The sequence below is a fragment of the Arcobacter sp. L genome (assembly GCF_000284235.1).
In the GTDB taxonomy this organism is placed as follows: Bacteria; Campylobacterota; Campylobacteria; order Campylobacterales; family Arcobacteraceae; genus Aliarcobacter; species Aliarcobacter defluvii.
Genome location: NC_017192.1, coordinates 725,916 through 751,302, shown reverse-complemented (window position 1 = coordinate 751,302; position 25,387 = coordinate 725,916). Strand labels below are relative to the sequence as shown.

The following is a 25,387-nucleotide window of genomic DNA, read 5'->3' as shown; positions in this document are numbered from 1 at the left end:
TAAATATCTTATTCATTCATAAATCCATGTTCAAAATCACTGATTTCTACTCTTACATTTTCTTTTATAGATAGAATTTCTTTCATTTTTTGAGTATCAAAACTATCTTCTTTTTTTGCAAAAATTATCTTTGTATCAATTTTTGATTCAATATTCAAATTATTCCTAATTTGAGAAGGATAGAAACAAACTATTTTTTTTAATTTATTAAATCTGTTTTCACTCAATCTCCAAGCAATTGTTCCACCTACACTAAAACCAATAATTATTTCTATATTTTCTTTTTTGAAATTTCAAAAGCTTTTTCATAATACTTTTCTTGACTACAAGATTTTATATAATAATCATTAGCTATTTCTTCATTTTCAAAAAATAAACTATTATCATAAAGATCTAATAAAATATAAACTTAAAAACTCTTCTATTAATCAAAATAACTAAAAAAACTGTAGAATAGAGTTTTAAACTTAGGAAAAATTATGAAATTAAAAATATATCAAATAGATGCTTTTACTGATAAAATATTCAAAGGAAATTACGCAGCTGTTATAATACTTGATGAATGGTTAGATGAAAAACTTATGCAAGCAATTGCAACAGAAAATAATCTATCAGAAACAGCATTTGCTAAAAAAATTGCCAACAATAATTATGAAATAAGATGGTTTTCACCTATAACTGAGATTGATTTTTGCGGTCATGCTACACTTGCTACTGCTTATGTATTATTTGAAGAAAATCAAACACTAAATGAAATAATATTTGAAACTAGAACTGTAGGAAATCTTTGTATAAAAAAATTAGAAGGTGATTATATAGAAATGACTTTTCCAAATAAAAAACCCAAAAAAGTAGAAAATATCCCTATTGAATTAATAAATGGTCTTTCGATAAAACCTAAAGAAGTTTATATAAATCAACAAGCATATTTTATAGTTTATGAAAATGAAAATGAAGTTTTAAATATAAAAGTTGATTTAGAAGAGATAAAAAAATTAGCTCCACGGGATGTAAGTATTACATCAGATTCTAAAACTTATGATTTTATTTCTCGATATTTCTGGCCAGCAAATGGAGGAATAGAAGATCCAGTGACAGGTTCAATTCATACAGGACTTGCTCCGTTATGGGCAGAAAAATTAGATAAAAATGAATTGCTTGCATATCAAGCATCTATGCGTGGTGGTTTACTAAAATGTATTGTATCAGATGATAAAGTAGTTATTTTAGGGAAAGCTGTAAAATATCTTGAAGGTTTTATTTATATATAAAATTTTTTGATTAAAAAACATAAAAGCCATATTAAAAAAATACCTTTTTTTATATACTTAAATAAAAAGGTTTTTTTATGGCAAAAATTTTCAAACTTCTAATACTTTTTTGTTTTACAATCTTACTCACAGCTTGTTCTTCAAAAAATCCCCCTTTACAAACCGTACAAAAAGTAGAACTAAATAAGTATTTAGGTACTTGGTACGAAATAGCAAGATATGAACATTTTTTTGAAAGAAATTGTAAAAATGTAACTGCAAACTACTCTATGATGAATGAAGAGACAATCAAAGTAATCAATAGATGTACAAAAATTCAAACAAATGAAAAAAAAGAGGCAATTGGTAGAGCTTATGCAATTGATGAAACTAACAGCAAATTAAAAGTTAGTTTTTTTAGACCATTTTATGGAGATTATTGGGTTTTAATGCTTGATGAAAACTACAAATATGCCGTTGTTGGAACTCCAAGTAGAGAGTATCTTTGGATTTTATCAAGAGATTCAAAACTCGATGAAGAAATCAAAAATGAGATTTTAGAAAAGCTTCCAAGTTTAGGATTTGATACTTCAAAATTAATCTGGACTATTCAGGAATAAAAAAGTTTTACACAAAATTACTAAGCTTCAAGGAGCTTAGTAATTCAATTTTTTTGTTTAAAAATCAACAATTAAAAGAACAGGAAAAAACAATAAAATAAGCAATATACAACAATTAAACCAGCATAAATTAAGAAGAATAAATTTTTAAAAAACTCTACAATGCTAAAATATTTTTAAAAAAATTCAAAAAAGGCAAAAAAATGAAAAAAATCTCAAAAGTACTTATTGCAAATAGAGGAGAGATAGCTTTAAGAATTATTAGAGCTTGTAAAGAGTTAGAAATTAGTAGCGTAGCTATATTTTCAGAGATTGATGTAGAAGGAATTTGGGTAAGAAAAGCTGATGAATGTTATCCAATTATGGGAGATGTAGTTCAAGCTTATCTTGACTATGAAAAAATCATTTCTATTGCAAAAAAAGCAAATTGTGATGCTATTCATCCTGGATATGGATTTTTAAGTGAAAACGCTGATTTTGCAAAAGCCTGCGAAGATAATGGACTTATTTTTATTGGTCCAAAACCAGAGCATATAGAACTTTTTGGAGATAAAATGGCTTCAAAAGTAGCTATGAAAAAAGTTGGTGTTCCAGTTCTTGAAGGAACAGATGAACCAATAATAAATGTAGAAGAAGGTGCAAGAATAGCTAAAGAAATTGGTTTCCCTATTATTATCAAAGCTGCTTTTGGTGGTGGTGGACGAGGAATGAGAATCGTTCGTGCTGAAAAAGAGTTCAAAGATATGTTTGAAAGTGCAACAAATGAAGCAAAAAAATATTTTGGTCGTGGTGAAGCATTTATTGAAAAATATGTTGAAAATCCAAGACATATCGAAATTCAAATTATTGCAGATAAATATGGAAATGTTCTTCACTTAGGTGAGAGAGATTGTTCTATTCAAAGAAGACATCAAAAAGTTATTGAAATTGCACCAAGCCCAAGATTAGATTCAGCAACTAGAAAAGAACTTTATAGAATTGCAACAAAAGCTATGTTTAAACTTGGATATGAAAGTGTTGGAACAATTGAATTTTTAGTTGATGAAAGCAATAATATCTTCTTTATTGAAATGAATACAAGAGTTCAAGTAGAGCATCCTGTTACTGAAACAATCACAGGTGTTGATATTATTCAAAGAATGATTGAAATAGCAGAAGGTGATAAACTTCAATTCTTACAAGAAGATGTACATTTTAGAGGATATGCTATTGAGTTTAGAATAAATGCAGAAAATCCACAAAAAAACTTTATGCCATCAGTTGGAACAATTAGTAAATATTTAACTCCAGGAGGTCCAGGAGTTAGAATTGATACAAGTATTTATACTGGATATAAAGTTCCTGCAAATTATGACTCAATGATTGGAAAACTAATCGTTTGGGCACTTGACTGGAAAGGTGCAGTTAAAAAAGCAAAAAGAGCTTTAGATGAGTTTTATATAGAAGGATTCCCAACAAATATTCCACTTCATAGAGAAATTGTAAGAGATCAAGATTTTATTGATGGTAAATTTACTACAAATTACCTTGATAAAAAAATGGAAATTTTCACTTTACACAGTGAAGACAATATCAAAAAAGAAGAAGAAAAAGTTGCTAATATCATGAAACTTATTGAAACTATCAATAAAAATAATCTAAAAGTTAAACATTAATAACCTCTTTTGAGGTTATTAATCTTCATACAGAAAAGATTAATCTAAATAATGAGAAAATCTTTTTATGAAAGATTTAAAATATACAATTATCAAACTCATTATTAGTGCTATTATTTTAGCTATTGCATTTTCATATCTTGAAAAAAAGCCTCCTGTAAATGCAATTCATTTTGATACATCTTCAAATAAAAAAACTGAAGCAACTCCTTCACAACTTCAATGGCATGAACCATTTAAAGGAGTTAATAACCTCCAACCTAAGCCTAAAGAAAACAACTAAAAGTTTTTTCTTTAGCTTTTTCTCATATTTTAAATAGTATTATAATTTTAGTTTTTAAATATGAAAGAAAAATAATGATAGAAAAAAGTTGCTTACTTGTTAGTACTGAAAATGATGAAATAATACTTATACCAACTCAGTATAATCAAATTCTAAATATCCATCAACAAATCTTAGAGATGTTATCTATCAATGAAAAAACTTCAAATATTCTTTCAAAATTATGTTTTCTTGCTGAATCACTACTTCCAAATTCTGTTGCTTCAATAATGTTAAAAGATAAAAAAACAGGATTAATGAGTGTTAAATCAGCTCCATCAATTCCCAATGAAGGACTCAAAGCTCTTGAAAATTTAAAACCAGGTCCCAAAGGTGGTTCATGTGGAAATGCAGTATTTAGGAATCAACCTCAATTTGTACAAGATACATTTACAGATGAAAGATGGGAAAATTTACGACAACTTGCTGTTGATTTTAATATTCGGGCTTGCTGGTCTTTTCCAATAAGAGATAAAGCAAAAAAAGCAATTGGTTCTTTTGCACTTTCCTCTTTTGAACATAGATCTCCCAACGCTTTTCATATAAAATTACTTGAAACAGCTGCATCAATCGTAAATATTGTTCTAACAAATGAAAATACTCAAAAAAGAAATAAACTTTTTTCAGATGCAATGCAAAACTCAATAGATGGTATATTTATTACTGATGAAAAAAATCAAATCATAGAAGTAAATGAAGCTGTTGAAAAGATTTATGGTTATTCAAAAGAAGAACTTTTAGGTAAAAATCCGAAAATTTTATCTTCAAATATATATGATGACAATTTTTATAAAAATATGTGGGAAAGTATAAATAGTAAATCAAAATGGAGTGGTGAAATAATAAATAAAAGAAAAGACAACTCTTTAATCAATGAATGGATGAGTATTACTGCTTTACATGATGAAGAAAACAAAGCTCACAATTACATGGCAATTATTACAGATTTAACTCAACTAAAAGATGCTCAAAGTAAAATGGAATATATGTTATATCATGATTCACTTACAAATCTTTACAATAAAAGTTATTTGGAAATAGAGTTAAAACGTCTTGAAGATAAAACATTGATACTTTTAAATATAAATAACTTTAGTTATATAAACTCTGCTTACGGTTTTGATATTGGAGATGAAATATTACTTTGTGTTTCTGAAATTTTAAAAAACCATTTTGAGATTGATTCAGCATATAGAATAAACTCTGATGAATTTGCATTAGTCTTTAATAAAAATATATCAATAGTTGATAAAATATCAGAAATTCAAAACTATTTTATGAAACATTTAATTAATGTAAAAAAAATTAAATTAAACATCACCTTCTCTTATGGTGCAGTTTATGGAAAAGATATGCTTCTTAGAAAAGCAGCAACAGCTTTAAAAGAGGCAAAAGAAAATGGAAAGAATAGATTTGAAATTTTTGAGCAAACAAATAATATAGATTATACAAAAAGAGAATCATTTATAAATTCAACAAATCTTATAAAAAGTGCTTTAGATAACAATCAATTTGTTCCTTTTTTCCAAGGTATTTATGATAATAACAATAATCAAATTACAAAATATGAAGCACTTGCAAGGATTGTTTTAGAAGATAGAATAATTTCTCCTTTTGAATTTTTAGAACCAGCTAAATTATCAGGATTATTACCTGAAATCACGAAAGTTATGATTGAAAAAACACTTCAAATAATGACAACAAATGATTATCAAATCTCAATAAATATAACAGAAGATGATTTAGCTGAGGGATATTTAAATGACTATTTAAAAGAAAAAGTAGCTTTTTATAAAATAAATCCAAATAGAATTGTACTTGAAATTTTAGAAGGCATTAGTTCAACTGGTAAAAAAAATCATATTAATCAACTTAATTCATTAAAAAATCAAGGTTTTAAAATTGCTATTGATGATTTTGGAGCTGAATATTCGAATTTCGAAAGAATATTAGATTTAGATATTGATTTTATAAAAATTGATGCTAAATATATAAAAAATATTGACACAAACAAAAGAAGTTTTGAAATAGTAAAAGCTATCACATTTTTTACTAAAAATGTAAACATTCCTTGTATTGCAGAATTTGTTCACAACGAAAATGTACAAAAAATTATCAAAGATTTAGGTATTAGCTACTCACAAGGTTACTACTTTTCTATTCCAAATAAAGAGATTTAAACTTTATCATTTCTTTAATTATTATATACAATCACATATAACTTACTAATTTATTTAAGCACTAAAATAATAATAAATTTAAGCTCCATTTAATCGTAATTATTTTAACTATAAGTTAAAATAATAACTTAATTATAAGAAAAAAGAAATTAAGAAGCAAGAGGACATAAATGTTAAAAAACTTAAAAATGAGAGCAAAAATATTTTTAATAGTAATATTAGGAATTGTTGCATTAACTGTAGTTGCAATCCCAACAATAATACAGCTAAACTCAACTATTGACAGATTAGATAAAGCAGAAGAGTTGAATAAAGTTGACAGACGTTTTAATGAAATGAGAAGACAAGAAAAAAATTTCATTATCAGAAAAGATACACAAAGTTTAGATGCATTCCAAAAAGCATATGATGATGGAATAAAAATAATCAGTGAGTTATCAAAAAGATTTAATAATCCAAAAAATCAAAAAATGTTGGATGATATAAAAAGTTCATTAGTTAACTATAGAGATGATTTTTTCGTTTTAGTTAAAGAAATTGAAACTGAACAAACTCAAGAATATAAAATGACTGATTCAGAAAAAACAATGGTAGAAAAAGCTAGAACAACAAGTGAGTTAATGGTCGTTTTTAGAAAAGATCAAAATAATCAAGCAGATGAAGAAATCACAGGATTAAAAACTACAATTATCACTGTTGGAATAATTGCTTTACTTTTACTTATCACTTTAGGAACACTTATAGTAAATTCAATTTTAAATGGATTAACTAGATTAAAAACAGGTCTTTTAAGTTTCTTTGCATATTTAAATAGAGAAACAAATGAAGTAAAATTAATTCATATTGATTCAAAAGATGAATTTGGTGAGATGGCAATAGTTGTAAATGAAAACATAGAGAAAACAAAAAAAGGTATCGAAGAAGATAGAAAATTAATAGATGAAACAATTGCTGTTTTAGGAGAATTTGAACAAGGTGATTTATGTCAAAGATTACATATAACTGTAAATAATCCAGCATTAATGCAATTAAAAGATGTATTAAATAAAATGGCAAATAATCTTGAAAAAAATATTGATAATGTCTTAACTATTTTAGATGAATATAGTAATTATAAATATTTAAATAAAATTGATAAAAGAGGATTAAAAGAACATCTTTTAAATCTTGCAAATGGTGTAAATACTTTAGGTGATTCAATAACGCAAATGCTAAAAGAGAATAAAACAAATGGATTGACGTTGGATGAAAGCTCGGATATATTATTGGCAAATGTAGATAAATTAAATATAAGCTCAAATGAAGCAGCAGCAAGTTTAGAAGAAACAGCAGCAGCCTTAGAACAAATAACTTCAAATATCAGAAATAATACACAAAATATAGCAAAAATGGCTAGTTACTCAAATAGTGTAACAAAGTCAGCAAGTGATGGTGAAAAACTTGCAAATCAAACAACTCAGTCAATGGATGAAATAAATAATCAAGTAAATCTAATCAATGAAGCAATAACTGTAATTGATCAAATAGCATTCCAAACAAATATACTTTCACTTAATGCAGCAGTAGAAGCAGCAACAGCAGGTGAAGCAGGGAAAGGATTTGCAGTAGTAGCACAAGAAGTAAGAAATCTAGCATCTCGTTCAGCAGAAGCTGCAAAAGAGATAAAAATCATAGTAGAAAATGCAACAAAAAAAGCGAATGATGGAAAAGAGATAGCATCAAATATGATAAGTGGATATAAAGAATTAAATCAAAATATATCACAAACAATAAACTTAATACAAGATATAGAGATGTCAAGTAAAGAACAATTAAGTGGAATAGAACAAATAAATGATGCAGTAAATCAATTAGACCAACAAACACAACAAAATGCAGCAGTAGCGAGTCAAACACATGATGTAGCAATAATAACAGATGAAATAGCAAAATTAATAGTAAATGATGCAAATGCAAAAGAGTTTGAAGGAAAGAATGAAGTAAAAGCAAAAGATATAAAAATAAATAAAAAGGATAATTCAAATCCAATAAAATCAAATTCAAAACAAAAAGATACACAAACAAAAAAAGATACAAAAGTAGTATCTAACAAAACAAACAACGACGAGTGGGAAAGCTTTTAGGCTTTTCTACTTTCCACTAAACTTTTCTTTTTTCAAAGCTATAAAAATTCCAAGAAGTATTATAAAAGTTGAAACTATTAGTTCAAAACTAACTTTTTCATCTAATATTATTAGACTTAAAAATATAGCAATAATAGGAACTAAAAGTTGTAATATACTCGCAGTAAAAATTTCTATTTTTGGTAAAACTTCATACCAAATCAAATAACCTAAAGCAGATGTTATCATCCCAGAAGTAATTGCTATAAAAAAAGTAAATAAATCTACTTTGAAAAAATCTACAAATAAAACTCCAAAAATAATTGTAAAAATCGAAGCTTTAAGAAAATTATCTGTTGTATTATATGTTGCATTTGTAGATTTTTTGCCAATTACACTATAAACTCCCCAAGAAATACCTGCAATAATCATCAAAAAAGCATGAAAGAAAGAGATAGAAAAATCCTCTTTTGGATAAAGTAAATAAACTAATCCACTAAAAGCTATCAAAACACCAAATATTTTATTTGAAGTTAATTTCTCTTTATAAAAAAGTGCAATTAAAATCATACTTAATTGTACAACTGCAAAAAGTATAAGTGTTCCAATTCCTGCATACATATTTATAAAAGAGTATGAAAAACAAATTGCATATAAAAAAAGCATAAAAGAACTAAGCCAATTTTTTTTGAAATTTAGTTTTAGATTTTTATTTTTATAAAAATAGATAATTAAAAGTAAAATTGCACCAGAAAATATACGTAAAAAAGTAAAAGTAAAAGCATCAATATTTTGTGTTGAAATCGCAACTCTTGCTAAAATTGAGTTTGCTGATAAAAAAACTAAAGCTATAAAAATAAAAATGAAGAGTTTTAAATCTATAAATTTTTCACTCTTCATTTTAAACTCCTTAATTTATATCTTTTTCAAAAATTCTATCAAGCGTAGCAATTGCTAAATACTTATCAAAATAAGCTCTATTATATCCTTGTTTTGATTGAGTTAATAAATAATTTGCATCCGTCAAATCTGTACTTGTAGAGATTCCTTCATCAAATCTATTTTTTACAATTTCATAATTTTCTTCTGCTTGTAAAAGTGCTAATTTTGCTGTTTCAAGATTATCTAAAGATACTTGAAGATTTGATTTAGCATTTTCATATTGTAGTTTTATATCAAGTTTTGTTTTATTTAAAAGTGATGTTGAACTTAAATATTTTGTTTTATAAATAACTGTTTGAGAATCATCATAGCCACCATTATATAAATTCCAAGTAGCAGTAACTTTTGCTATATTTTGATTTTCTTCTTGATTTTTTATTCTATCATTTGAAAAACCATCATAATATTCATTATGAGAAATTGAAGCATCTACTTTTGGATAAAATCCAGCTTTTGCAGATTTTTCTAACTCTTTAATAGAATTTAAATTCATTTTTAAAGCTTGAATTTCGCTTCTATTTTCTAACATTGTTTCATCATAATTTGAAAGTTTTAGTTTTGCTTCATCTAACTTTTCAATAGTTTCATTTGATAAATCCATTCCACCTAAAATATTTGATAACTCAAATTTTGCGACTTTTAAATCACCTTGAGCTTTTACTACATTTTGTTTTGCACTTGACATATTTACTTGAACTTGTAATAAATCATTTCTTGCGATAATTCCTTGGTCATATTTATTTTTAGAATCCTCATATTGCTCTTGAAATAATTTATAAGCACTTTCATAAGTTTCTAAAGCATTTTGTTTATCTAAATAATTTATATAAGCTGTTTTTGTATTTAAAACAATATCTTGTTTTGTTGCTTTTAAAGAATATAAAGATGATTCAGATAAATAAACAGATGATTCTTTTACTGCTATATCTTTAAATCCATTAAATAAATTATATGATAAAGCAATTGTTGCTGTTGCTTCATCTGATTCAAACCCAACATTCGCTTTATCTGTATTTGTATAACCATAAGAAGCATCTAATTTTGGTAGATAATTTGAATTATTAGCTCTTACATTCTCTAAACTTTCTACATAATCATAGTTTTTACCTTCTATATCATAGTTCTTTTTTAAAGCAATATCAACTGCACTATCAAGATTTAAGGCATTTAAATTAACAGCTAAAAAAGCTGCTAATGATAGTGTTATAAATTTTATTTTTTTCATAAATTTTTCCTTTTATGCTCTACTTAAATCTATATCTTGAACTGAACTTTTACCCATTGGAACTCTTTTTTCAAGTTTTATAAAAAACATTAATAAAGAAGGTGTTACAAATATTGTAAAAATAGTAGATAAAGTTAATCCACCTGTGATTACAGAACCTAAACCTCTATAAAATTCACTTCCTGGTCCTGGAATTAGAACTAATGGAAGCATTCCAAAAATAGAAGTTAATGAACTCATATATATTGGTCTAATTCTTGTACGTGTTGCTTCAATAACAGCAGCTTTATGGTCATATCCTTCATTTCTAATTAAATTTAAACTTTGATGAACTATTAAAATTGCATTATTTACAACTATTCCAACTAGAATAATAAATCCAAGCATTGTTAAAACATCTAAAGGTTGTGGTTCAATAAATTTATTTGTTAAAGCAAGTCCAATAAATCCACCTGCTGTTGCAAGTGGAACTGTAAACATAATAACCATTGGATATAAAAAATTCCCAAATAAAGCTGACATTAATAAATAAACAATAACTAATGCTAGAATAAAATTAAGACTTAACATCCCAATTGTTTCTGTTAATTTATCCGCAGTTCCACTCATCCCAATATCAACACTTTTTAATATTTTTCCTTCATTTTTTAAATTATTTATTGTTCCATCTAAAATTCCCATTGTCTCTTGAATAGTCATATTAGGTGGAGGAGTTACTTGTAAAGTAATAGTTCTTTTTCCATCTAAATGTCTTATTTCACTAATTCCTGTTGTATCAACTGCACTTGCTAGTGATGACATAGGAACTAATGAACCATTTGGAAGAGCAACTTGTGAAGCTAAAATATCTTCAGGTGTTTTTATTTGCTCATCATTTGCTTTTAAAACTAAATCTATTTTTTTCTTACCATCTTGTTCAAATTCAGATATTTTTCTTCCACTCATCAAAACATCAGCCATAATACCTAAATCATAAGAACTTAAATTTAAAGCTTTTAATGCATCTTGATTTGGTTTAAGTCTAACTTCTGGATAAAGTAATTCAATAGATGGAACTGGTCGAACTTGAGAACCTTCTATAGCTTGACTTACTGCCATAAATAATTGACTTCCTACATTTGCAATATCTTCAATTTTTTCACCACTAATATCAACATTTACAGTTCCACCTTCACCTATATCATCCTCAAAAACACCTGATTGTAAAGATACCCCAAATACAGAGGGAAGAGAATTTACAATAGGTCTAAAAAATGGTATTAATTCTCTAGCTCTACTTTCATGCATAGAAGTTGCACCAAATAAACTAAAATCACCAAAAGAGATAAAAAATGCTCTATTTATTCCAGGAATACCATCAACATCTTTATTCATATTTGGTTCAACTTTTTTCATAAGATATGCTCCCATACTATATCTTTCTTCATAAGAAAGTCCAGGAGGTGTAATCAAAATATTAAATATTAAATTTTTATTCCCTTGAGGTAAATAGTCCATTTTAGGGAATAATACAATAATTGTTAAAATAGAAAATATTGCTAAACTTCCGATTGTAATAAGTTTTGTCATTGTTGATTTTAAAGACCATTTTACAAATCCCATAAACAATTTTACAAATTTATTCCCAAAATGAGTAAGGCTACTTTCACCTCTTGGTTCTTTTCCACTAATACTTGCAAATTTTTTCCAAAGCATAGGAATAACAGAAATAGAAACAAATAAAGAAAATGTAACAGAAGCAACAACAGCAATTGCAATATCTTTAAATAACTGACCAGCTTCATCTTCTAAGAAAATAATCGGTAAAAAAACAGCCATCGTTGTAGATGCACTAGCTATTAATGCGCCCCAAACTTCACTAGCTCCTTTATAAGCAGCATCAGCAATACTCATACCTTCTTTTCTATGTCTATCAATATTTTCAAGTACAACAATTGCACTATCAACCAACATACCAACAGCAAAAGATATACCTGCTAAAGAAATAGTATTTAAACTTCTTCCCATTGACTGTAAAATTATAAATGTACCAATAACTGAAATAGGAATAGCAATTGCTACTACGGCTGTTGGAGAAATAGCTCTCAAAAATAAAATTAATACAATTACAGCTAATATTCCACCTATTATAATATTTTGCTTAACTAAATCAACAGAACCAACAATATAAGGTCTTTGATCATAAATCCATCTTATATGTAAACCCTCTTTTTTTAGTGTACTTTCATTTAATTCATTTACAACTTTTTCAACATCTTCTGTAAGTTGAACAATATTTGCATCAGAACTAGGTTGAACTCCTAAAAAGATTCCATCTTTTCCAAAAAACAATGAAACAGAATTTGCAGTATCATATCCAAAATCAACAGTTGCAACATCACCAACAGTCACTCTTTGTTCTCTATTTGAAATTAAAATAATATCTTTTATATCTTGTGGTGTCGCAAATTTATGAACAGTTCTAATTCTATATGCACGTCTTCCCATGTTTAATGTTCCTGCTGAAACATCAACATTCTCATTTTGTAAAATATTGATTACTTGAGGAATTGTAAGATTAAAAGATGCTAATTTATTTACATCAAGATTAATCTGCATTTGTTGTTCTCGTCCACCACCATCCATAGTTCCAGCTACACCATCTACTCTTTTGATTAATGGTTTGATTTCATCTTGAAAATATGTTTTATATTCATCTATATGTCTTGTATTTTCAGCTATTGTTTCTAACATCATCCAAATTACTGGGCTTGCTGTTGCTGTTTCAATAATTGGTTCATCAACATTATCAGGATAAGAACTTACTTCATTTAATTTATTTGAAACATCTTGAAGAGCGACTCTTATATCTGTTCCTAATTTAAAAGTAAGTTTTACTTCACCTGAATTATCAGTTGCAGAAGATTCATATTCTATTAAATTATTTAAACTTTTTAAAGCATCTTCTTGCTCTTCTATAATCTCTCTTTCTATTTCATAAGGAGTTGCCCCTGGCCAAGTAGTTGTGATTTTAATTTCTGGTTTTGTAACATTGGGAGTCAATTGATAAGGTAACTTATTAAGTGAAATTAACCCAAATAAAACCACAATTAAAACTGAAACTATTATTGTTACAGGATTCTTAATCGAAAATTTTATTAAATCCATATTTTTTCCTATTTATTTAAAACTTGAACTGGCATATCAGGGAAAATTCTTTCATTTCCTTTTGTAACTATTTGCATACCTTCAACTAAACCATTACCTGCAATTGCAGCATCCATTCCTGAATATGTTAAGACTTTAACTGGAAACATCATAGCTTTATTATCAACAACAGCAAAAACTACATCCATATCAAATCTTTTAATAACTGCATCTCGATTTATAACTAAAGCATCACTTTTTGAATCTTTAGCAAATTTTATTTTTGCACTTGCTCCATCAAAAATGAAACTATCAGAAGCATTTGCTTTAAATCTTACAGGAAAAGTTCTAGTTAATTTATCTCCACTTGGAATTGCAGCAAAAAGTGTAGCTTTTATTGTTTTATTTGCAATTTCTATATCATAAACATCTCCATTTTTTAAACCATTTATAAAAGAAATAGGTAAATTAAATATCACTTCCAATTCTTGTGTATTTACTAAAGTTAATATAAGTGTTCCTTGGTTTACCCACTCATTTAGATTTATATTTTTTTCTACTATAACTCCTGAATAAGGTGCTTTTATAGACTTTTTAATTTTTTGGATATTTAGTTCATTTAACTTTGCTTTTGATGAAATTAAATTCTCATTTGCAACATCATATTCAGTTTTAGCATCATCAAAAAGTTTTTGTGCAATTGATTTTTTTTCAAGTAAAGCCATATATCTTTCATAATTCTTTTTTGCATTTTTTAATTGAACTTCATACATATTAACTTCAGCACTAGCTGCTTTTATTTGAGCATCTAAAATATCAGAATCAATTTGAACTAAAATATCATCTTTTTTAACATTTTCTCCAACTTCAAAATTTATCTTTTTTATTACACCTGAACTTTCACTAGCTATTTTTGATTTTTTATCAAAATTTACAGTTCCAACAAACTCTTGTAAATCATTTATTTCTTGCTTTTTTAATACTTGTGTTTCAACTAATGAAGCTTTTGTTTCTGCTGCTTCAATCATAACTGTAAATAAAACAAAAAATAGTATTAAACTTATTTTTTTCATTTTTTATTTTCCTTATTTAAATATTTTTTTTTATTTCAATAAATTTAAAAATACTATTTATAAAATTTATGCAAATTTCATTTGTATTAAAATTTTCTTGAGTCATTTTTAATAAACTCAATCCCCTCTCAAAAACCAATAACCCATCAATAAATTCTATTGCTTCTGGGATTAACTCTTTTTTTTCAATTCCTTCTTTTATAATCTTAAATAATTGCTCTTTGAAAAAAATATGACAACTATTATTATATTTTTTCATAGAAGTATTATCATCACTCAAAACAACAGCTAGATACTCTTTAAAAGCATTAAATTCTTTTAAATTTGAATCTGAATCATCCATCACAAATTTAAAGAAACAAAAAAGTTTCTCTTTTGTTGTTTTTAAATTTTTTATAGCTTCTAAAAATTCATCATGATAGTTTTCTATAATCATATTTATTATTTCAAAAACTATATCGTCTTTATTTTCAAAATATTCATATATAGTACCTTTACCTATGCCAGCTGCTATTGCTGCTTGAGAAATTGTCAATTTTCTTATCCCAACTTCAAAAAGTAAATCGGTACAAGAAATGGCTATTTCTCTTCTTTTTTGCTCTTTATCTACTACTTTTGCCATTTTTATCTCCAAATTTATTTTTTTTGACTGACCGTCGGTCAAGATTGGAAATATACAAAAATATATCTTAATAAGATTTTAAATTTTACTAAAATTAAAAAATCTGAATTATGCAGATTTTTTTAAATTTTTATCTATGAAGAACAAGATAATTTTATATTTGCAAATTTCATAGGTGTTGGTTGAGCAAATCTTTCAAACTCTTCATGTTCATCAAATGGATTTTGAGCGATTTTTAATAACTCATTTACTAAAGTATAATCACCCTCGTCTGCTTTTTCAATTGCTTCTTGAAGCATATAGTTTTTTAGTATATATTTTGGATTTACTTTTTTCATAATTTCAAATCTACTTTCAAAACTACTATTTTGCTCGACACAAGCTCTTTTATATGAATCAAACCATTTTCTCAAAGGGTCTTGAAAAACTGCAATATCTAAAATTGAAGATAAATCATCAAAAGATTTTAGATTTGTTAATCTATAAAAGAAAACATTATAATCCATTTTTGAAGACTCTAAAGCTCCAAGTAATTCAATAATCAAAAATTGATTAGCATCACCACTTTTTGAAGCATCAAGCCCTACTCTTTTGTTCATCATATCTAAATATATTTTTTTATGAATTGATAAATAAAATTTCATATAATTCTCTAACTTCTCTTCATCACATATTTTTTTCAAAACATTTATTAGAACAAAAAGATTCCAGCGTGCCACAAACGGTTGATTGTTATATGAATATCTTCCTTCAACATCTGTATGATTACAAATTGCATTTTTTTCAAAATAATCCATAAAAGCATAAGGTCCATAATCAATAGTAAGTCCTGCCATTGAAAAATTATCAGTATTCATAACCCCATGTTGAAAACCATAAACTTGCCATAAAGCCAAAAGTTGCGCTGTTCTATCAACAAGCTTATAAAACATTTTTTCATATTTTTCATCTTCATTTTCAAGTTCAGGATATGACTGTTTGATTACATAGTCTGCTAATTGTTTTAGATTTTTTTGTGAGTTTTCTTTTGTTCTTGCAAAAAATTCAAATGTTCCTATTCTAATCCAAGAAGGTGACATTCTTAAAACTATTGCACAAGATTCTTGATTCCATTCTCTATGGGCAAAAGTTTCTGAATCAATAATAGCTAAAGCTCTCGTTGTTGGAATACCAAGAGCATACATAGCTTCACTTATAAGATATTCTCTTATACTTGAGCGTAAAACTGCTCTTCCATCTCCTTGTCTAGAATATCGTGTTAATCCAGAACCTTTTGTTTGTAAGTGCCAACCATTTATACTTCCTAGATTTATAGCTCTTCCATCACCAAGTTGAGGAACAAAATAACCAAACTGATGTCCTGCATAAACCATACTATATGGAACACTTCCATTTAATGTTTTTTCACCATTCATAAACTCTAAAAATTCTTGTGTCTCACACTCTTCATAATCTAAACCTATTAAATCACAAGCTTCTTTATTAAAAGAGACTAATTTTGGATTTTTTAAAGGTGTAGCGTTTAATTTTTGGTATAACTTTTCATCAAATTCAAAATAATCCATATCAAGTTTTAATTCATCTAATTTCATTATTTATTCTCATTTTTTTAAAAATTATTTGTATATATGCAAGAACTCTACCAAAAGAAAACATAAAATAGGATAATATTTATCTTATTTATAAAAACTTATTTATTTTTATATAAGATTATAAAATAATAATTATTTGAAAAATTTCATAAATTCTTATAAAAAGGCTATAATTTATATACAAATGATACATAAAATTATGATAACATACACCTAAAATTCAATAAATCAAGGTTTTAATATGTTTTTCTCATTTTCAAAGAATAAAGAAGAAAAATCCCAGTTAGATGCTATAAATGAAAATTTTGCAGTGATTTCATTTAAACCAGATGGAACAATTTTAGATGCAAATAAAAACTTTTTAGAAGCAATGGGTTATACAAAAGATGAAATAATAGGGAAAGACCACAAAATGTTTTGTAATCCTAAATACTCTGCAAGTCAAGCTTATAAAGATTTTTGGGAGAATCTAAATAAAGGAAAAGTTCAAACATCTGAATTTAGAAGAATTAAAAAAAATAAAGAACCAATATATTTACAAGCTTCTTACACTCCAATCAAAGATTCAAACGGTCATATATACAAAGTAATAAAATTTGCCCAAGATATTACAGAAAGAAAAATTCAAGCATTGGATTATAGTGGTCAGATCAAGGCAATAAGTAAATCGCAAGCGGTAATAGAATTTAATCTTGATGGAACAATAATAACTGCAAATGAAAATTTTTTAAATGCTCTTGGTTATAAACTTGATGAAATTGTAGGAAAACATCATAGTATATTTTGTGAAGAAACATATAAAAATTCAAGTGAATACAAAGATTTTTGGAAAAAACTTAATAATGGTGAATATGAAGCTGGAGAATTTTTAAGAATAGGTAAAAACGGTAAAAAAGTTTGGATTCAAGCAACATATACGCCTATTATGAATATGGATGGAGAGCCTTTTAAAGTTGTTAAATATGCAACAGATATTACACATAAAAAAAATATTATGTTTGAAATAGGTGAAAATATACAAAAATTAACTAAATCATTAAATAATCTATCAACTGCATCAAACACTATGTCAAAAGAAGCAAAAGTTACAATGGATGGTTCACAAGAAGTATCTGTTTCTTTGGAGCAAATGAATCAAGCTGTATCTGATTTATCTGAGAAAATTGAATCTATGCTTGCTTCTATAAATACTATTGCATTAGAAGCTACAAATGGTGAAGAAATTTCAAAAGGTGTAAAAGAACAATCAAAAACAACTTCTGCAGCTATGATTAAACTAAATGAAGAAGCTTCAAAAATCAGCCAAACAATTAGTATTATCACGCAAATTGCATTTCAAACAAATATTCTATCTTTAAATGCAGCTGTTGAAGCAGCAACTGCTGGAGAAGCAGGTAAAGGTTTTGCTGTTGTTGCAGCAGAAGTTAGAAATCTTGCGACTAGATCAAATGAAGCTGCAAAAGAGATAACAACTGCTGTTGAATATATACAATCTTTAATAAAAAACTCTTTAGATTCAATACATATGATTGATTCAACAATTGAAGAAATGAGTAGCATCTCTTCAAAAATCTCAAACTCAATGTCTGAACAACAAACAATTTCAAATGCTCTTGCAAGTAGTGCACTTGAAACAAGCCAAGGAATAAATGAAATTTCACATACAATGATAAATGTTTCTCAAAGTGCAAAAACAACGGAAGATGAAGCAATAGAAACTGTAAATGCTTCAAAAGAATTGATTGATATTTCTAAAACATTAATCTCAACTATAAAATCACTCAATTAATTGAGTGGTTTTGAATCTATCAAATTTTTAACACAAATATTTATCATTTCAAAAACTTTATCAAAACCTTCAAAACCATCAAAAAAATATGGGTCAGGAACACAAGCTCCATCAAAACCAAAATCTCCAAGTTTGATTGGATTTTTGCAACCTAAATTTTTTAGATTTGAAATATTCTTATCATCTAAGCCCACAACTAAATCAAACTTTTTAAAATCAGCTTTTTTAACTTGTCTTGCTCTTTGAGTTGAGATATCTACACCATTTTGTAAAGCAACTTTTATTGAATTTTCACAAGGAGGTTCACCTATATGCCAAGAACCAGTTCCAGCACTTTCAATTTCCATATCTAAATTTTTTTCAATAATATATTTTTTTGCAATTCCCTCAGCAAGAGGTGAACGACAAATATTTCCTAAACATACAAATAAAATTGATTTTCCCATTAAAATTCATTTCCTTCTATACTATTATATGAATATGTTTTTATCTCTTTATCTTCAACTATATAAGTAATTTCTATAGGTCTACAACAAACTTCACAATCTTCAACTATTGTTGTAGGTTCATAAACACCTGTATCCAATAAAATTGAAATTGCTTGTAAACAATAAGGACATTGTATATGTATCTCTTCCATCTCTTTTTCCCTTTATTTCTTTAAAGTCTAAAATATGCTAATATTCAACAAAAATTTCAAAGGATATATCATAGCTACTTGTAAAAATTGTAAAAATGAAATCGAACCAAAAAAAAGACAATGCCCATACTGTGGAATTTTAAATCCAACAGTAACGCTAAAAGATATTTTTGTAGGAATGGCTATCGTACTTTTTGTTATGAGTATTGTTACATATTTTGTAAATAACTAATTTTATCTTCTTATAACTGCGTAAATAAATCCAACAGCCAAACCAATAAAGTGAGCATACCAAGCAATTGGAAGTCCAATTAACAGCGGTGCTACCGAGATTAATAATATCCAAGTAATTATTCCACCTCGTTGAGCTTTATCATAATATGCAACATATCCTAAAATAGCACAAATTGCTCCTGATGCTCCTACTAAATTAACTTGATTATCTAAATAATAAATATATAAAAAAGATAATAAAGAAGTTACTATTCCTGTTATAAAATACAAAAAAATTATCTCTTTTTTACCTCGAAATCTCTCTATTAGATTTCCAAATTGCCAAAGTACAAACATATTCATTCCAAGATGAGCTATTCCACCATGAGCAAAAATTGTAGTTAATGGTTGCCACCAAAAGTCATAAACCATAAAATATAAATTTAATCCAAATAACAATCCACCTTGAGGTATATTTATCTGAATTATATACATTATTACAGTTATTAATATAATCACATTTGTTGCTGTAAAATCTTTTTTACTAAATCTTTTTAACATTATTTTTATATGCCTTTATAGTACAATCTATTCTTCTTTTTATTTCATCTTTATCATATAAATTAAAATCTATATAAAATCTAAAAATCTCTGTTTTATCTGCTTTAAATGAAGTCATTATACTTCCCGAACAGATTTTACACTCTTTTGATTTTTTATTTGGGTCTTTTTTATCATTTTCAATTATTTCATAATCTATAGTTAAAAATTTATTTATATCATTTTTAGGATTAACTTGTATAGAATTTTTATAAAAACTATCAATTTCATCTAAAGAAATAAACTCTTCGATAATAGATTTTGAGTATTTTGATTTTATATATTCACCTTGAATTTTATAAAATCCTTTATTTAAAGCTTTTTGAGAATCATTTAAGAGTTTTTGATTAAAAACTTTTGAAGTTGAAAAAATATCTTTTTCACAAGAAAGAGGAATAACTTCTTCTTTTGTAATTTCTTTATCACCTACTATAAATTTTGAATACAAAATCATCGTAACTGAAATCATTACGATAGAGGCTAAAGTAAAAAAATTATTTACTATTAGACTCTGTCGTCTTGTCTTACTCATCTTAGTTTTCCAATGCCTCTTTTAAAACATCTTCGATTGTATCAACAGCTTTTATTTCCATTGCATTTTTTACTTCTTCTGGAATTTCATCTAAATCTCTGTCAAAATTTTTTCTTGGAATTAATGCTTTTTTCATTTTTGCTTTATATGCTGCAATTAATTTTTCTTTTAACCCACCAATTGGTAAAACTTTTCCAGAAAGTGTAAGTTCTCCTGTCATTGCAACATCAGCCTTTATAGGTTTTTCACTTAAAACAGATGCTATTGTTAATGCCATTGTTATACCTGCACTTGGACCATCTTTGGGAGTTGCACCTTCTGGGATATGTAAGTGAATATCATATCTTTTATATAACTCACTTGAATCTAAACTCTGTTTTTCTTCCTCTTCTTTTGTTAATCTAGGAATAATTTTATTATCAAAAGTTAAAATACCTTTATCAATTAAAACTTTCACAACAGAATAAGAAATTCTTGATGATTCTTTCATAACATCACCCAAGTTTCCAGTTACACTTAAGTTCCCTTTTCCTTTTAGTTTTATTGCTTCAATTTTTAAAACATCTCCACCTACAGCTGTCCAAGCTAATCCATTTGCAATTCCAATAGAATTTTTCTTATCAGCTGCATCTATTTCAAAAATTGGATTATCTAAATATGTTTTTAAATCTTTTGTTCCAATTGTTACTTTTTCAATCATTGGGTCATTTAAAATCTGTTTTACAACTTTTCTAAATAATTTTGAGAAAACTCTTCGTAGATTTCTAACTCCAGCTTCTCTTGTATATTTTGAAATAATCATCTCAATAGTAGCTTTATTTAAACTAACTTCAGTTTTTTTAAGTCCGTGTTTTTCTAACTCTTGAGGAATTAAATAGTCTTTTGCAATATGATATTTTTCATTTGGAGTATATGAAGAAATCTCTATAAATTCCATTCTATCTCTAAGTGGTGCTGGAATTTTTCTAGCATCATTTGCAGTTGATACAAAAATTACTTGTGATAAATCAACTGGAAAATTTAAATATAAATCTCTAAATTCATGATTTTGCTCAGGGTCTAAAATCTCAAGCATAACTGCCGTTGGATCACCTCTATGATTAGCTCCTAATTTATCAATCTCATCTAAAACCATAACTGGATTCATTTTTTTAGCGTCAATTAATCCTTTGATTAATCTTCCAGGCATCGCTCCAACATAAGTTCTTCTATGACCTCTTAATTCATTTACATCTTCCATTCCACCTAAAGCTATTCGAATAAGTGGTCTTTGTAGCGCTTTTGCTATAGAATTTGCTAAAGATGTTTTACCAACACCTGGAGGTCCCACAAAACATAAAACAGTACCTTTTGATTTTAAATCTTCAATTTTTCTTTGTTCAAGTAACTGTTTTACTGCAAAATATTCAGAAATTCTCTCTTTTGGTTTTATTAAAGAGTAATGATCTTTATTTAATTGATCTTCAACATTTTTAACAGAAATCTTTTCATCAGCATATTCTCCATAAGGTATGTCTAAAACTTGCTCTACATAAGTTTGTAATAAAGAAGCATCAGGAGAATCTTGATTCATTCGACTTAGTTTTTCTATTTGTTTTTTTGTCTCTTTATAAGCTTCTTTAGGCATAAAATCTTTTTTTGCTTTTAATCTTTTTTTATAAGATTTAACCTCTTCATCTTTTTGATTATCACTTCCTAATTCTTTTTGAATTGCTTTAATTTGCTCTTTCAAAAAATAATCTTTATGAGTTTTTTCTATCTTAGAGTTTACTTTTTGAGTAATCTCTTTTTGGATTTTAAATGATTCAATCTCTTTTTTGATTACTTCAATAATATCAAGTAATCTTTGTTCAATATTTGTTTGAGAAAATAGTTTGTAAGCTTCATCTTTTTTAACTTTTAAAACTGATGAAATTAAATCAGCAATTCTTGTTGCATCATCATTTTCTTCAATAGTTTTTACTAAATCAGCAGGAAATTTAGAATTTAATCTTGATAGTTTTTTAATATTATCAATTAAAACTTCAATTACTGATTTTACACTTTGTTCATTTGATTCTTCAGTTTTTAATATATCAACACTTGTAAAAAGTGGTTGTTCTAGTGAAAAATCTAAGATTTTTCCTTTTGTTAAACCTTGAAAAAGTACTTTTATTTTACCATCAGGTAAAGATACTTTTCTCATAATATTTCCAACAACTCCAACATCATAAAAAGAGTCAATTTCTCGTTTTCCCTCTTTACCATGTTTTGAAACTGTCACCATAACTAATTTATTGTGTTCAATTGCATATTCAACGGCTTTTATATTTTGCTCATTACTTAAAAAAAGAGGAGCAATCATAAAAGGATATAAGAATATATCATCTTCAATAATTAATGGTATATTTTGTGGAAATTCATCATAATTTTCTAATTCCATTTTAATTTAACTCCTAAATTTATATTATATAATTTTTAAATTATTCAAAAATTGATCTATAAAACGGTACTTTTACAGGTTCTATTTCAGCTGGATTTACCCAAGATTCTTTAACTTTTTGTTCATAAAATGCTGCTGCTGCTTCTTTATCTCTTCTTATATAAAGCTCTGAAATTTCATTATCTAAAGAAGCTTTTGCCATATATAATCTTGAATTAATAGTATCAACTAAAGGCATATATGGTGAGTTTTTATATTTTACTTTAAAATCTTGGATTTGAGTTAAAGTATCATCAATTAATTGTTGATCTCTAAATTGATATTTAAATCCTAAAAAGTTTGCTTTAATTTTTAAATATCTAGCATAATCAATATCTTTACTTAAACCAAATCTTTTAATATATTCATCTAAATAAAAGTTTGCTAAAGCATACTCTTCTTCATCAATGTGAGCATTTACTAAGATTAATATAGCACTTGGAATAAATGGTGAATTTCTGTGTTCACTCTCTAAAGAAGTATATGTATCATCAGCCTTATCTAAATCACCTGATGAAATTTGTTTCATCATTTTGTTATACCAATATAGAGCTGGTTTATTATATTCTTCTTCCTCTTTTGAAGAACAAGCAGTAAGTACAAAAACTGCACAAGTTATCAATAATAAATTTTTTAGCTTCAAACTTTTTATCATTTTAATATCCTTTCTCATAAAAGTGATATTCTATCTAATACTAGCTTAGGAATTATCTGCTATAATAAATCAAAATAATTGAAAAGGCAATATAAATGAAACTTACATTAATTGGTAATGGAATTATGGCTCAATCATTAGCTAGAGGGCTTATAAAAAACCATGAAGTTGAAATGATAGGAAGAGATGAGGAAAAATTAAAAATTATTCAAGAGAAAATGCCTCAAATAACTATCAAAGTTTTAGAAGATCAAGAAGATATTACAGGTAAAAATGTTTTATTTTGTGTTAAACCTTATGCTTTACAAAGCGTTTCAGCTAGACTTGTTGGAAATGCAAATGTTTTATTATCTATTTTAGCTGGAACAAAACTTGAATCTTTAAAAAAACAAATTAAAGCAAAACATTATATAAGAACTATGCCAAATATTGCAGCTTCTGTTCAAAATTCAATGACAACAATCACAGGAGATAATGAAGCAAAAATCATTGCAATGGAGATTTTTAGTAGTATTGGTCAAGCAGTTTGGGTAAATACTGAAACTCAACTTGATATAGCAACTGCGATTGCTGGAAGTGGTCCAGCTTATTTAGCATTAGTAGCTGAAGCATTAGCAGATGGTGCTGTAAAAGCTGGACTAGAAAGACATTTAAGTATGCAATTAGTTCAAGGATTATTTAGTGGAACTTCAAGTTTATTAAAACATACTCATCCTTCTACTTTAAAAGATTCAGTTATGAGTCCAGGTGGAACTACAGCTGCTGGTTATGCTGAACTTGAAAAATATGGAGTAAGAAATGCTATGATTAAAGCTGTTGAAGAAGCTTATAACAAAGCAGTTGAGCTTGGGAAAAAATAGTTTTACTTTAATTGAAACATTAATAAGTATTACTTTTTTAATTATCGTAATAAGTGGTTTTAAGTTTTCCACTTATAGCGATGAACAAGAAGAAAAAAACTTTATGCTTTTAAACGATTTAGAAAACAAATTTGATACAAAAGATTATTCAAATTTTACAAAATCTTCAAAAACTCTACAAATTATAAAAAATAAAATTTCCATCGAAAACCTTGAAGTTTTTAAATATCAATTTGAAAATGAAGATATAAAGATTTTTAAATATGAAAAATAGTTTTTCACTTTTTGAAATAATTCTAACTTTGATAATTTCTTCTATAATAATTATTTATTCTACTACTTATATGAAAGAACTATTTTTAGAAAATAAACAAAATCAAGAACTTGAGATTGATAAAATAAATTTTAAAGCAACAAAAATTTTTATTGAAAAAAACAAAGATAAATTAGAAAAAATCAACTTTTCAAATCATAATCTATATTTTGAAAATAATTTACTGTTAAAAGATGTAAAAGAATTTATTTTAAATAAAAGTGCAAAACAAATTACGATTTATATAAATTTAAAAGATACAATTATTCAAACTTGGAAATTTGATTTATGAAAAAAGCATATACTTTGTTGATAACTATAACTTTAGTTACACTTTTTACATATTTAGCTAGTGTAATTTTAGAAACAAAATCTTTAAGAAGTCAGAATTTAGCCAATCAATATTTATATTTACAAGCAAAAAATCATATGAATTTTTTTAAAGATTATATGAATACCTTAGATTTAAAAGAGATAAATCACCTTCAAATTGAAGATGATTTATTTGATATTTATGCAAATATCGAATTTAAAGAAAATTTTTATATTTCAAATCTTTATGTAAAAGCAAAAGATTATGATATTTCACTTTATGAAAAGGTTGTTAAAGAATAA

The 25,387-nt window shown here is 26.4% G+C and carries 25 protein-coding genes; 12 read left to right on the top strand and 13 right to left on the bottom strand.

Translation table 11 applies throughout. The features are described 5' to 3' along the window. Positions 1-8 precede the first annotated feature (8 nt). Positions 9-263 (bottom strand): dienelactone hydrolase family protein, encoded by a 255-nt coding sequence (locus ABLL_RS14885; protein ID WP_258239376.1) that lies wholly within the window; start codon positions 261-263, stop codon positions 9-11. Positions 264-479: 216 nt separating this feature from the next. Between ABLL_RS14885 and ABLL_RS03780 the strand changes: the two genes are divergently transcribed. The 6 genes from ABLL_RS03780 to ABLL_RS03755 all read left to right on the top strand — a co-directional run bounded on the left by ABLL_RS03780 (position 480) and on the right by ABLL_RS03755 (position 8,150). Beyond that, a complete protein-coding gene (locus ABLL_RS03780) occupies positions 480-1,271 on the top strand; it encodes a PhzF family phenazine biosynthesis protein (RefSeq protein ID WP_014473454.1) in 792 nt (263 codons plus the stop codon). Between the two features lie 77 nt (positions 1,272-1,348). Beyond that, on the top strand, positions 1,349-1,870 hold the full coding sequence (locus tag ABLL_RS03775) for a lipocalin family protein (protein ID WP_014473453.1): 522 nt from the start codon (positions 1,349-1,351) through the stop codon (positions 1,868-1,870). A 203-nt stretch (positions 1,871-2,073) separates the two neighbouring features. Further along, positions 2,074-3,525 carry an acetyl/propionyl/methylcrotonyl-CoA carboxylase subunit alpha gene (locus tag ABLL_RS03770; protein ID WP_014473452.1) on the top strand — a complete coding sequence of 484 codons (1,452 nt, stop codon included), beginning with the start codon at positions 2,074-2,076 and terminating at the stop codon, positions 3,523-3,525. 67 nt (positions 3,526-3,592) lie between these two features. After that, on the top strand, positions 3,593-3,808 hold the full coding sequence (locus tag ABLL_RS03765; protein WP_014473451.1) for a hypothetical protein: 216 nt from the start codon (positions 3,593-3,595) through the stop codon (positions 3,806-3,808). A gap of 74 nt (positions 3,809-3,882) precedes the next feature. Then, positions 3,883-6,027 carry an EAL domain-containing protein gene (locus ABLL_RS03760; protein WP_014473450.1) on the top strand — a complete coding sequence of 715 codons (2,145 nt, stop codon included), beginning with the start codon at positions 3,883-3,885 and terminating at the stop codon, positions 6,025-6,027. A gap of 170 nt (positions 6,028-6,197) precedes the next feature. Continuing rightward, positions 6,198-8,150: a methyl-accepting chemotaxis protein gene (locus ABLL_RS03755; RefSeq protein ID WP_014473449.1), complete on the top strand. Its 1,953-nt coding sequence runs from the start codon at positions 6,198-6,200 to the stop codon at positions 8,148-8,150. A gap of 6 nt (positions 8,151-8,156) precedes the next feature. Here ABLL_RS03755 and ABLL_RS03750 read toward each other — a convergent pair whose 3' ends face one another. The 6 genes from ABLL_RS03750 to ABLL_RS03725 form a co-directional block, all read right to left on the bottom strand. Next, positions 8,157-9,029, bottom strand: a complete 873-nt coding sequence (locus ABLL_RS03750; RefSeq protein WP_014473448.1) for a DMT family transporter — start codon at positions 9,027-9,029, stop codon at positions 8,157-8,159. Between the two features lie 10 nt (positions 9,030-9,039). Continuing rightward, the gene (locus ABLL_RS03745) at positions 9,040-10,296 is read right to left on the bottom strand and encodes a TolC family protein (protein ID WP_014473447.1); all 1,257 of its coding nucleotides are present in this window, start codon (positions 10,294-10,296) and stop codon (positions 9,040-9,042) included. 12 nt (positions 10,297-10,308) lie between these two features. Then, a complete protein-coding gene (locus ABLL_RS03740) occupies positions 10,309-13,443 on the bottom strand; it encodes an efflux RND transporter permease subunit (protein WP_014473446.1) in 3,135 nt (1,044 codons plus the stop codon). A gap of 8 nt (positions 13,444-13,451) precedes the next feature. Continuing rightward, positions 13,452-14,495, bottom strand: coding sequence for an efflux RND transporter periplasmic adaptor subunit (locus ABLL_RS03735; RefSeq protein WP_014473445.1), 1,044 nt, complete (start codon positions 14,493-14,495; stop codon positions 13,452-13,454). Between the two features lie 16 nt (positions 14,496-14,511). After that, positions 14,512-15,117 (bottom strand): TetR/AcrR family transcriptional regulator, encoded by a 606-nt coding sequence (locus tag ABLL_RS03730; RefSeq protein WP_014473444.1) that lies wholly within the window; start codon positions 15,115-15,117, stop codon positions 14,512-14,514. Between the two features lie 134 nt (positions 15,118-15,251). Next, positions 15,252-16,709, bottom strand: coding sequence for a YdiU family protein (locus tag ABLL_RS03725; protein ID WP_014473443.1), 1,458 nt, complete (start codon positions 16,707-16,709; stop codon positions 15,252-15,254). 241 nt (positions 16,710-16,950) lie between these two features. On the opposite strand from ABLL_RS03725, the gene ABLL_RS03720 reads away from it, so the two are divergent. Beyond that, positions 16,951-18,498, top strand: a complete 1,548-nt coding sequence (locus tag ABLL_RS03720) for a PAS domain-containing methyl-accepting chemotaxis protein (protein ID WP_014473442.1) — start codon at positions 16,951-16,953, stop codon at positions 18,496-18,498. Here ABLL_RS03720 and ABLL_RS03715 read toward each other — a convergent pair. Both ABLL_RS03715 and ABLL_RS03710 read right to left on the bottom strand, forming a co-directional pair. Next, positions 18,495-18,944: a low molecular weight protein-tyrosine-phosphatase gene (locus ABLL_RS03715; protein ID WP_014473441.1), complete on the bottom strand. Its 450-nt coding sequence runs from the start codon at positions 18,942-18,944 to the stop codon at positions 18,495-18,497. The genes ABLL_RS03720 and ABLL_RS03715 overlap by 4 nt on opposite strands. After that, positions 18,944-19,138, bottom strand: coding sequence for a CPXCG motif-containing cysteine-rich protein (locus ABLL_RS03710; RefSeq protein ID WP_014473440.1), 195 nt, complete (start codon positions 19,136-19,138; stop codon positions 18,944-18,946). The genes ABLL_RS03715 and ABLL_RS03710 overlap by 1 nt, the downstream gene beginning before the upstream one ends. A 34-nt stretch (positions 19,139-19,172) precedes the next feature. On the opposite strand from ABLL_RS03710, the gene ABLL_RS03705 reads away from it, so the two are divergent. Continuing rightward, complete coding sequence (locus ABLL_RS03705) at positions 19,173-19,370, top strand: hypothetical protein (protein WP_014473439.1); 198 nt, start codon at positions 19,173-19,175, stop codon at positions 19,368-19,370. A gap of 2 nt (positions 19,371-19,372) precedes the next feature. Here ABLL_RS03705 and ABLL_RS03700 read toward each other — a convergent pair whose 3' ends face one another. The 4 genes from ABLL_RS03700 to ABLL_RS03685 are packed head-to-tail and all read right to left on the bottom strand — an operon-like array spanning position 19,373 to position 23,599. Continuing rightward, complete coding sequence (locus tag ABLL_RS03700) at positions 19,373-19,912, bottom strand: rhomboid family intramembrane serine protease (RefSeq protein ID WP_014473438.1); 540 nt, start codon at positions 19,910-19,912, stop codon at positions 19,373-19,375. Beyond that, the gene (locus tag ABLL_RS03695; RefSeq protein ID WP_041654651.1) at positions 19,896-20,483 is read right to left on the bottom strand and encodes a hypothetical protein; all 588 of its coding nucleotides are present in this window, start codon (positions 20,481-20,483) and stop codon (positions 19,896-19,898) included. Before ABLL_RS03695 ends, ABLL_RS03700 begins: the two co-directional genes overlap by 17 nt. Position 20,484: 1 nt before the next feature. Next, positions 20,485-22,905 carry an endopeptidase La gene (lon, locus tag ABLL_RS03690; RefSeq protein WP_014473436.1) on the bottom strand — a complete coding sequence of 807 codons (2,421 nt, stop codon included), beginning with the start codon at positions 22,903-22,905 and terminating at the stop codon, positions 20,485-20,487. A gap of 40 nt (positions 22,906-22,945) precedes the next feature. Further along, a complete protein-coding gene (locus ABLL_RS03685; RefSeq protein WP_014473435.1) occupies positions 22,946-23,599 on the bottom strand; it encodes an outer membrane protein assembly factor BamD in 654 nt (217 codons plus the stop codon). Positions 23,600-23,694: 95 nt separating this feature from the next. Between ABLL_RS03685 and ABLL_RS03680 the strand changes: the two genes are divergently transcribed. The 4 genes from ABLL_RS03680 to ABLL_RS03665 are packed head-to-tail and all read left to right on the top strand — an operon-like array spanning position 23,695 to position 25,387. Next, on the top strand, positions 23,695-24,459 hold the full coding sequence (locus ABLL_RS03680; protein ID WP_014473434.1) for a pyrroline-5-carboxylate reductase: 765 nt from the start codon (positions 23,695-23,697) through the stop codon (positions 24,457-24,459). Continuing rightward, entirely contained in the window at positions 24,446-24,733 is a 288-nt protein-coding gene (locus tag ABLL_RS03675; RefSeq protein WP_041654648.1) for a hypothetical protein, read from the top strand. The genes ABLL_RS03680 and ABLL_RS03675 overlap by 14 nt, the downstream gene beginning before the upstream one ends. Further along, positions 24,723-25,064 (top strand): hypothetical protein, encoded by a 342-nt coding sequence (locus ABLL_RS03670; protein ID WP_014473432.1) that lies wholly within the window; start codon positions 24,723-24,725, stop codon positions 25,062-25,064. The genes ABLL_RS03675 and ABLL_RS03670 overlap by 11 nt, the downstream gene beginning before the upstream one ends. Further along, positions 25,061-25,387, top strand: a complete 327-nt coding sequence (locus ABLL_RS03665) for a hypothetical protein (RefSeq protein WP_014473431.1) — start codon at positions 25,061-25,063, stop codon at positions 25,385-25,387. The genes ABLL_RS03670 and ABLL_RS03665 overlap by 4 nt, the downstream gene beginning before the upstream one ends.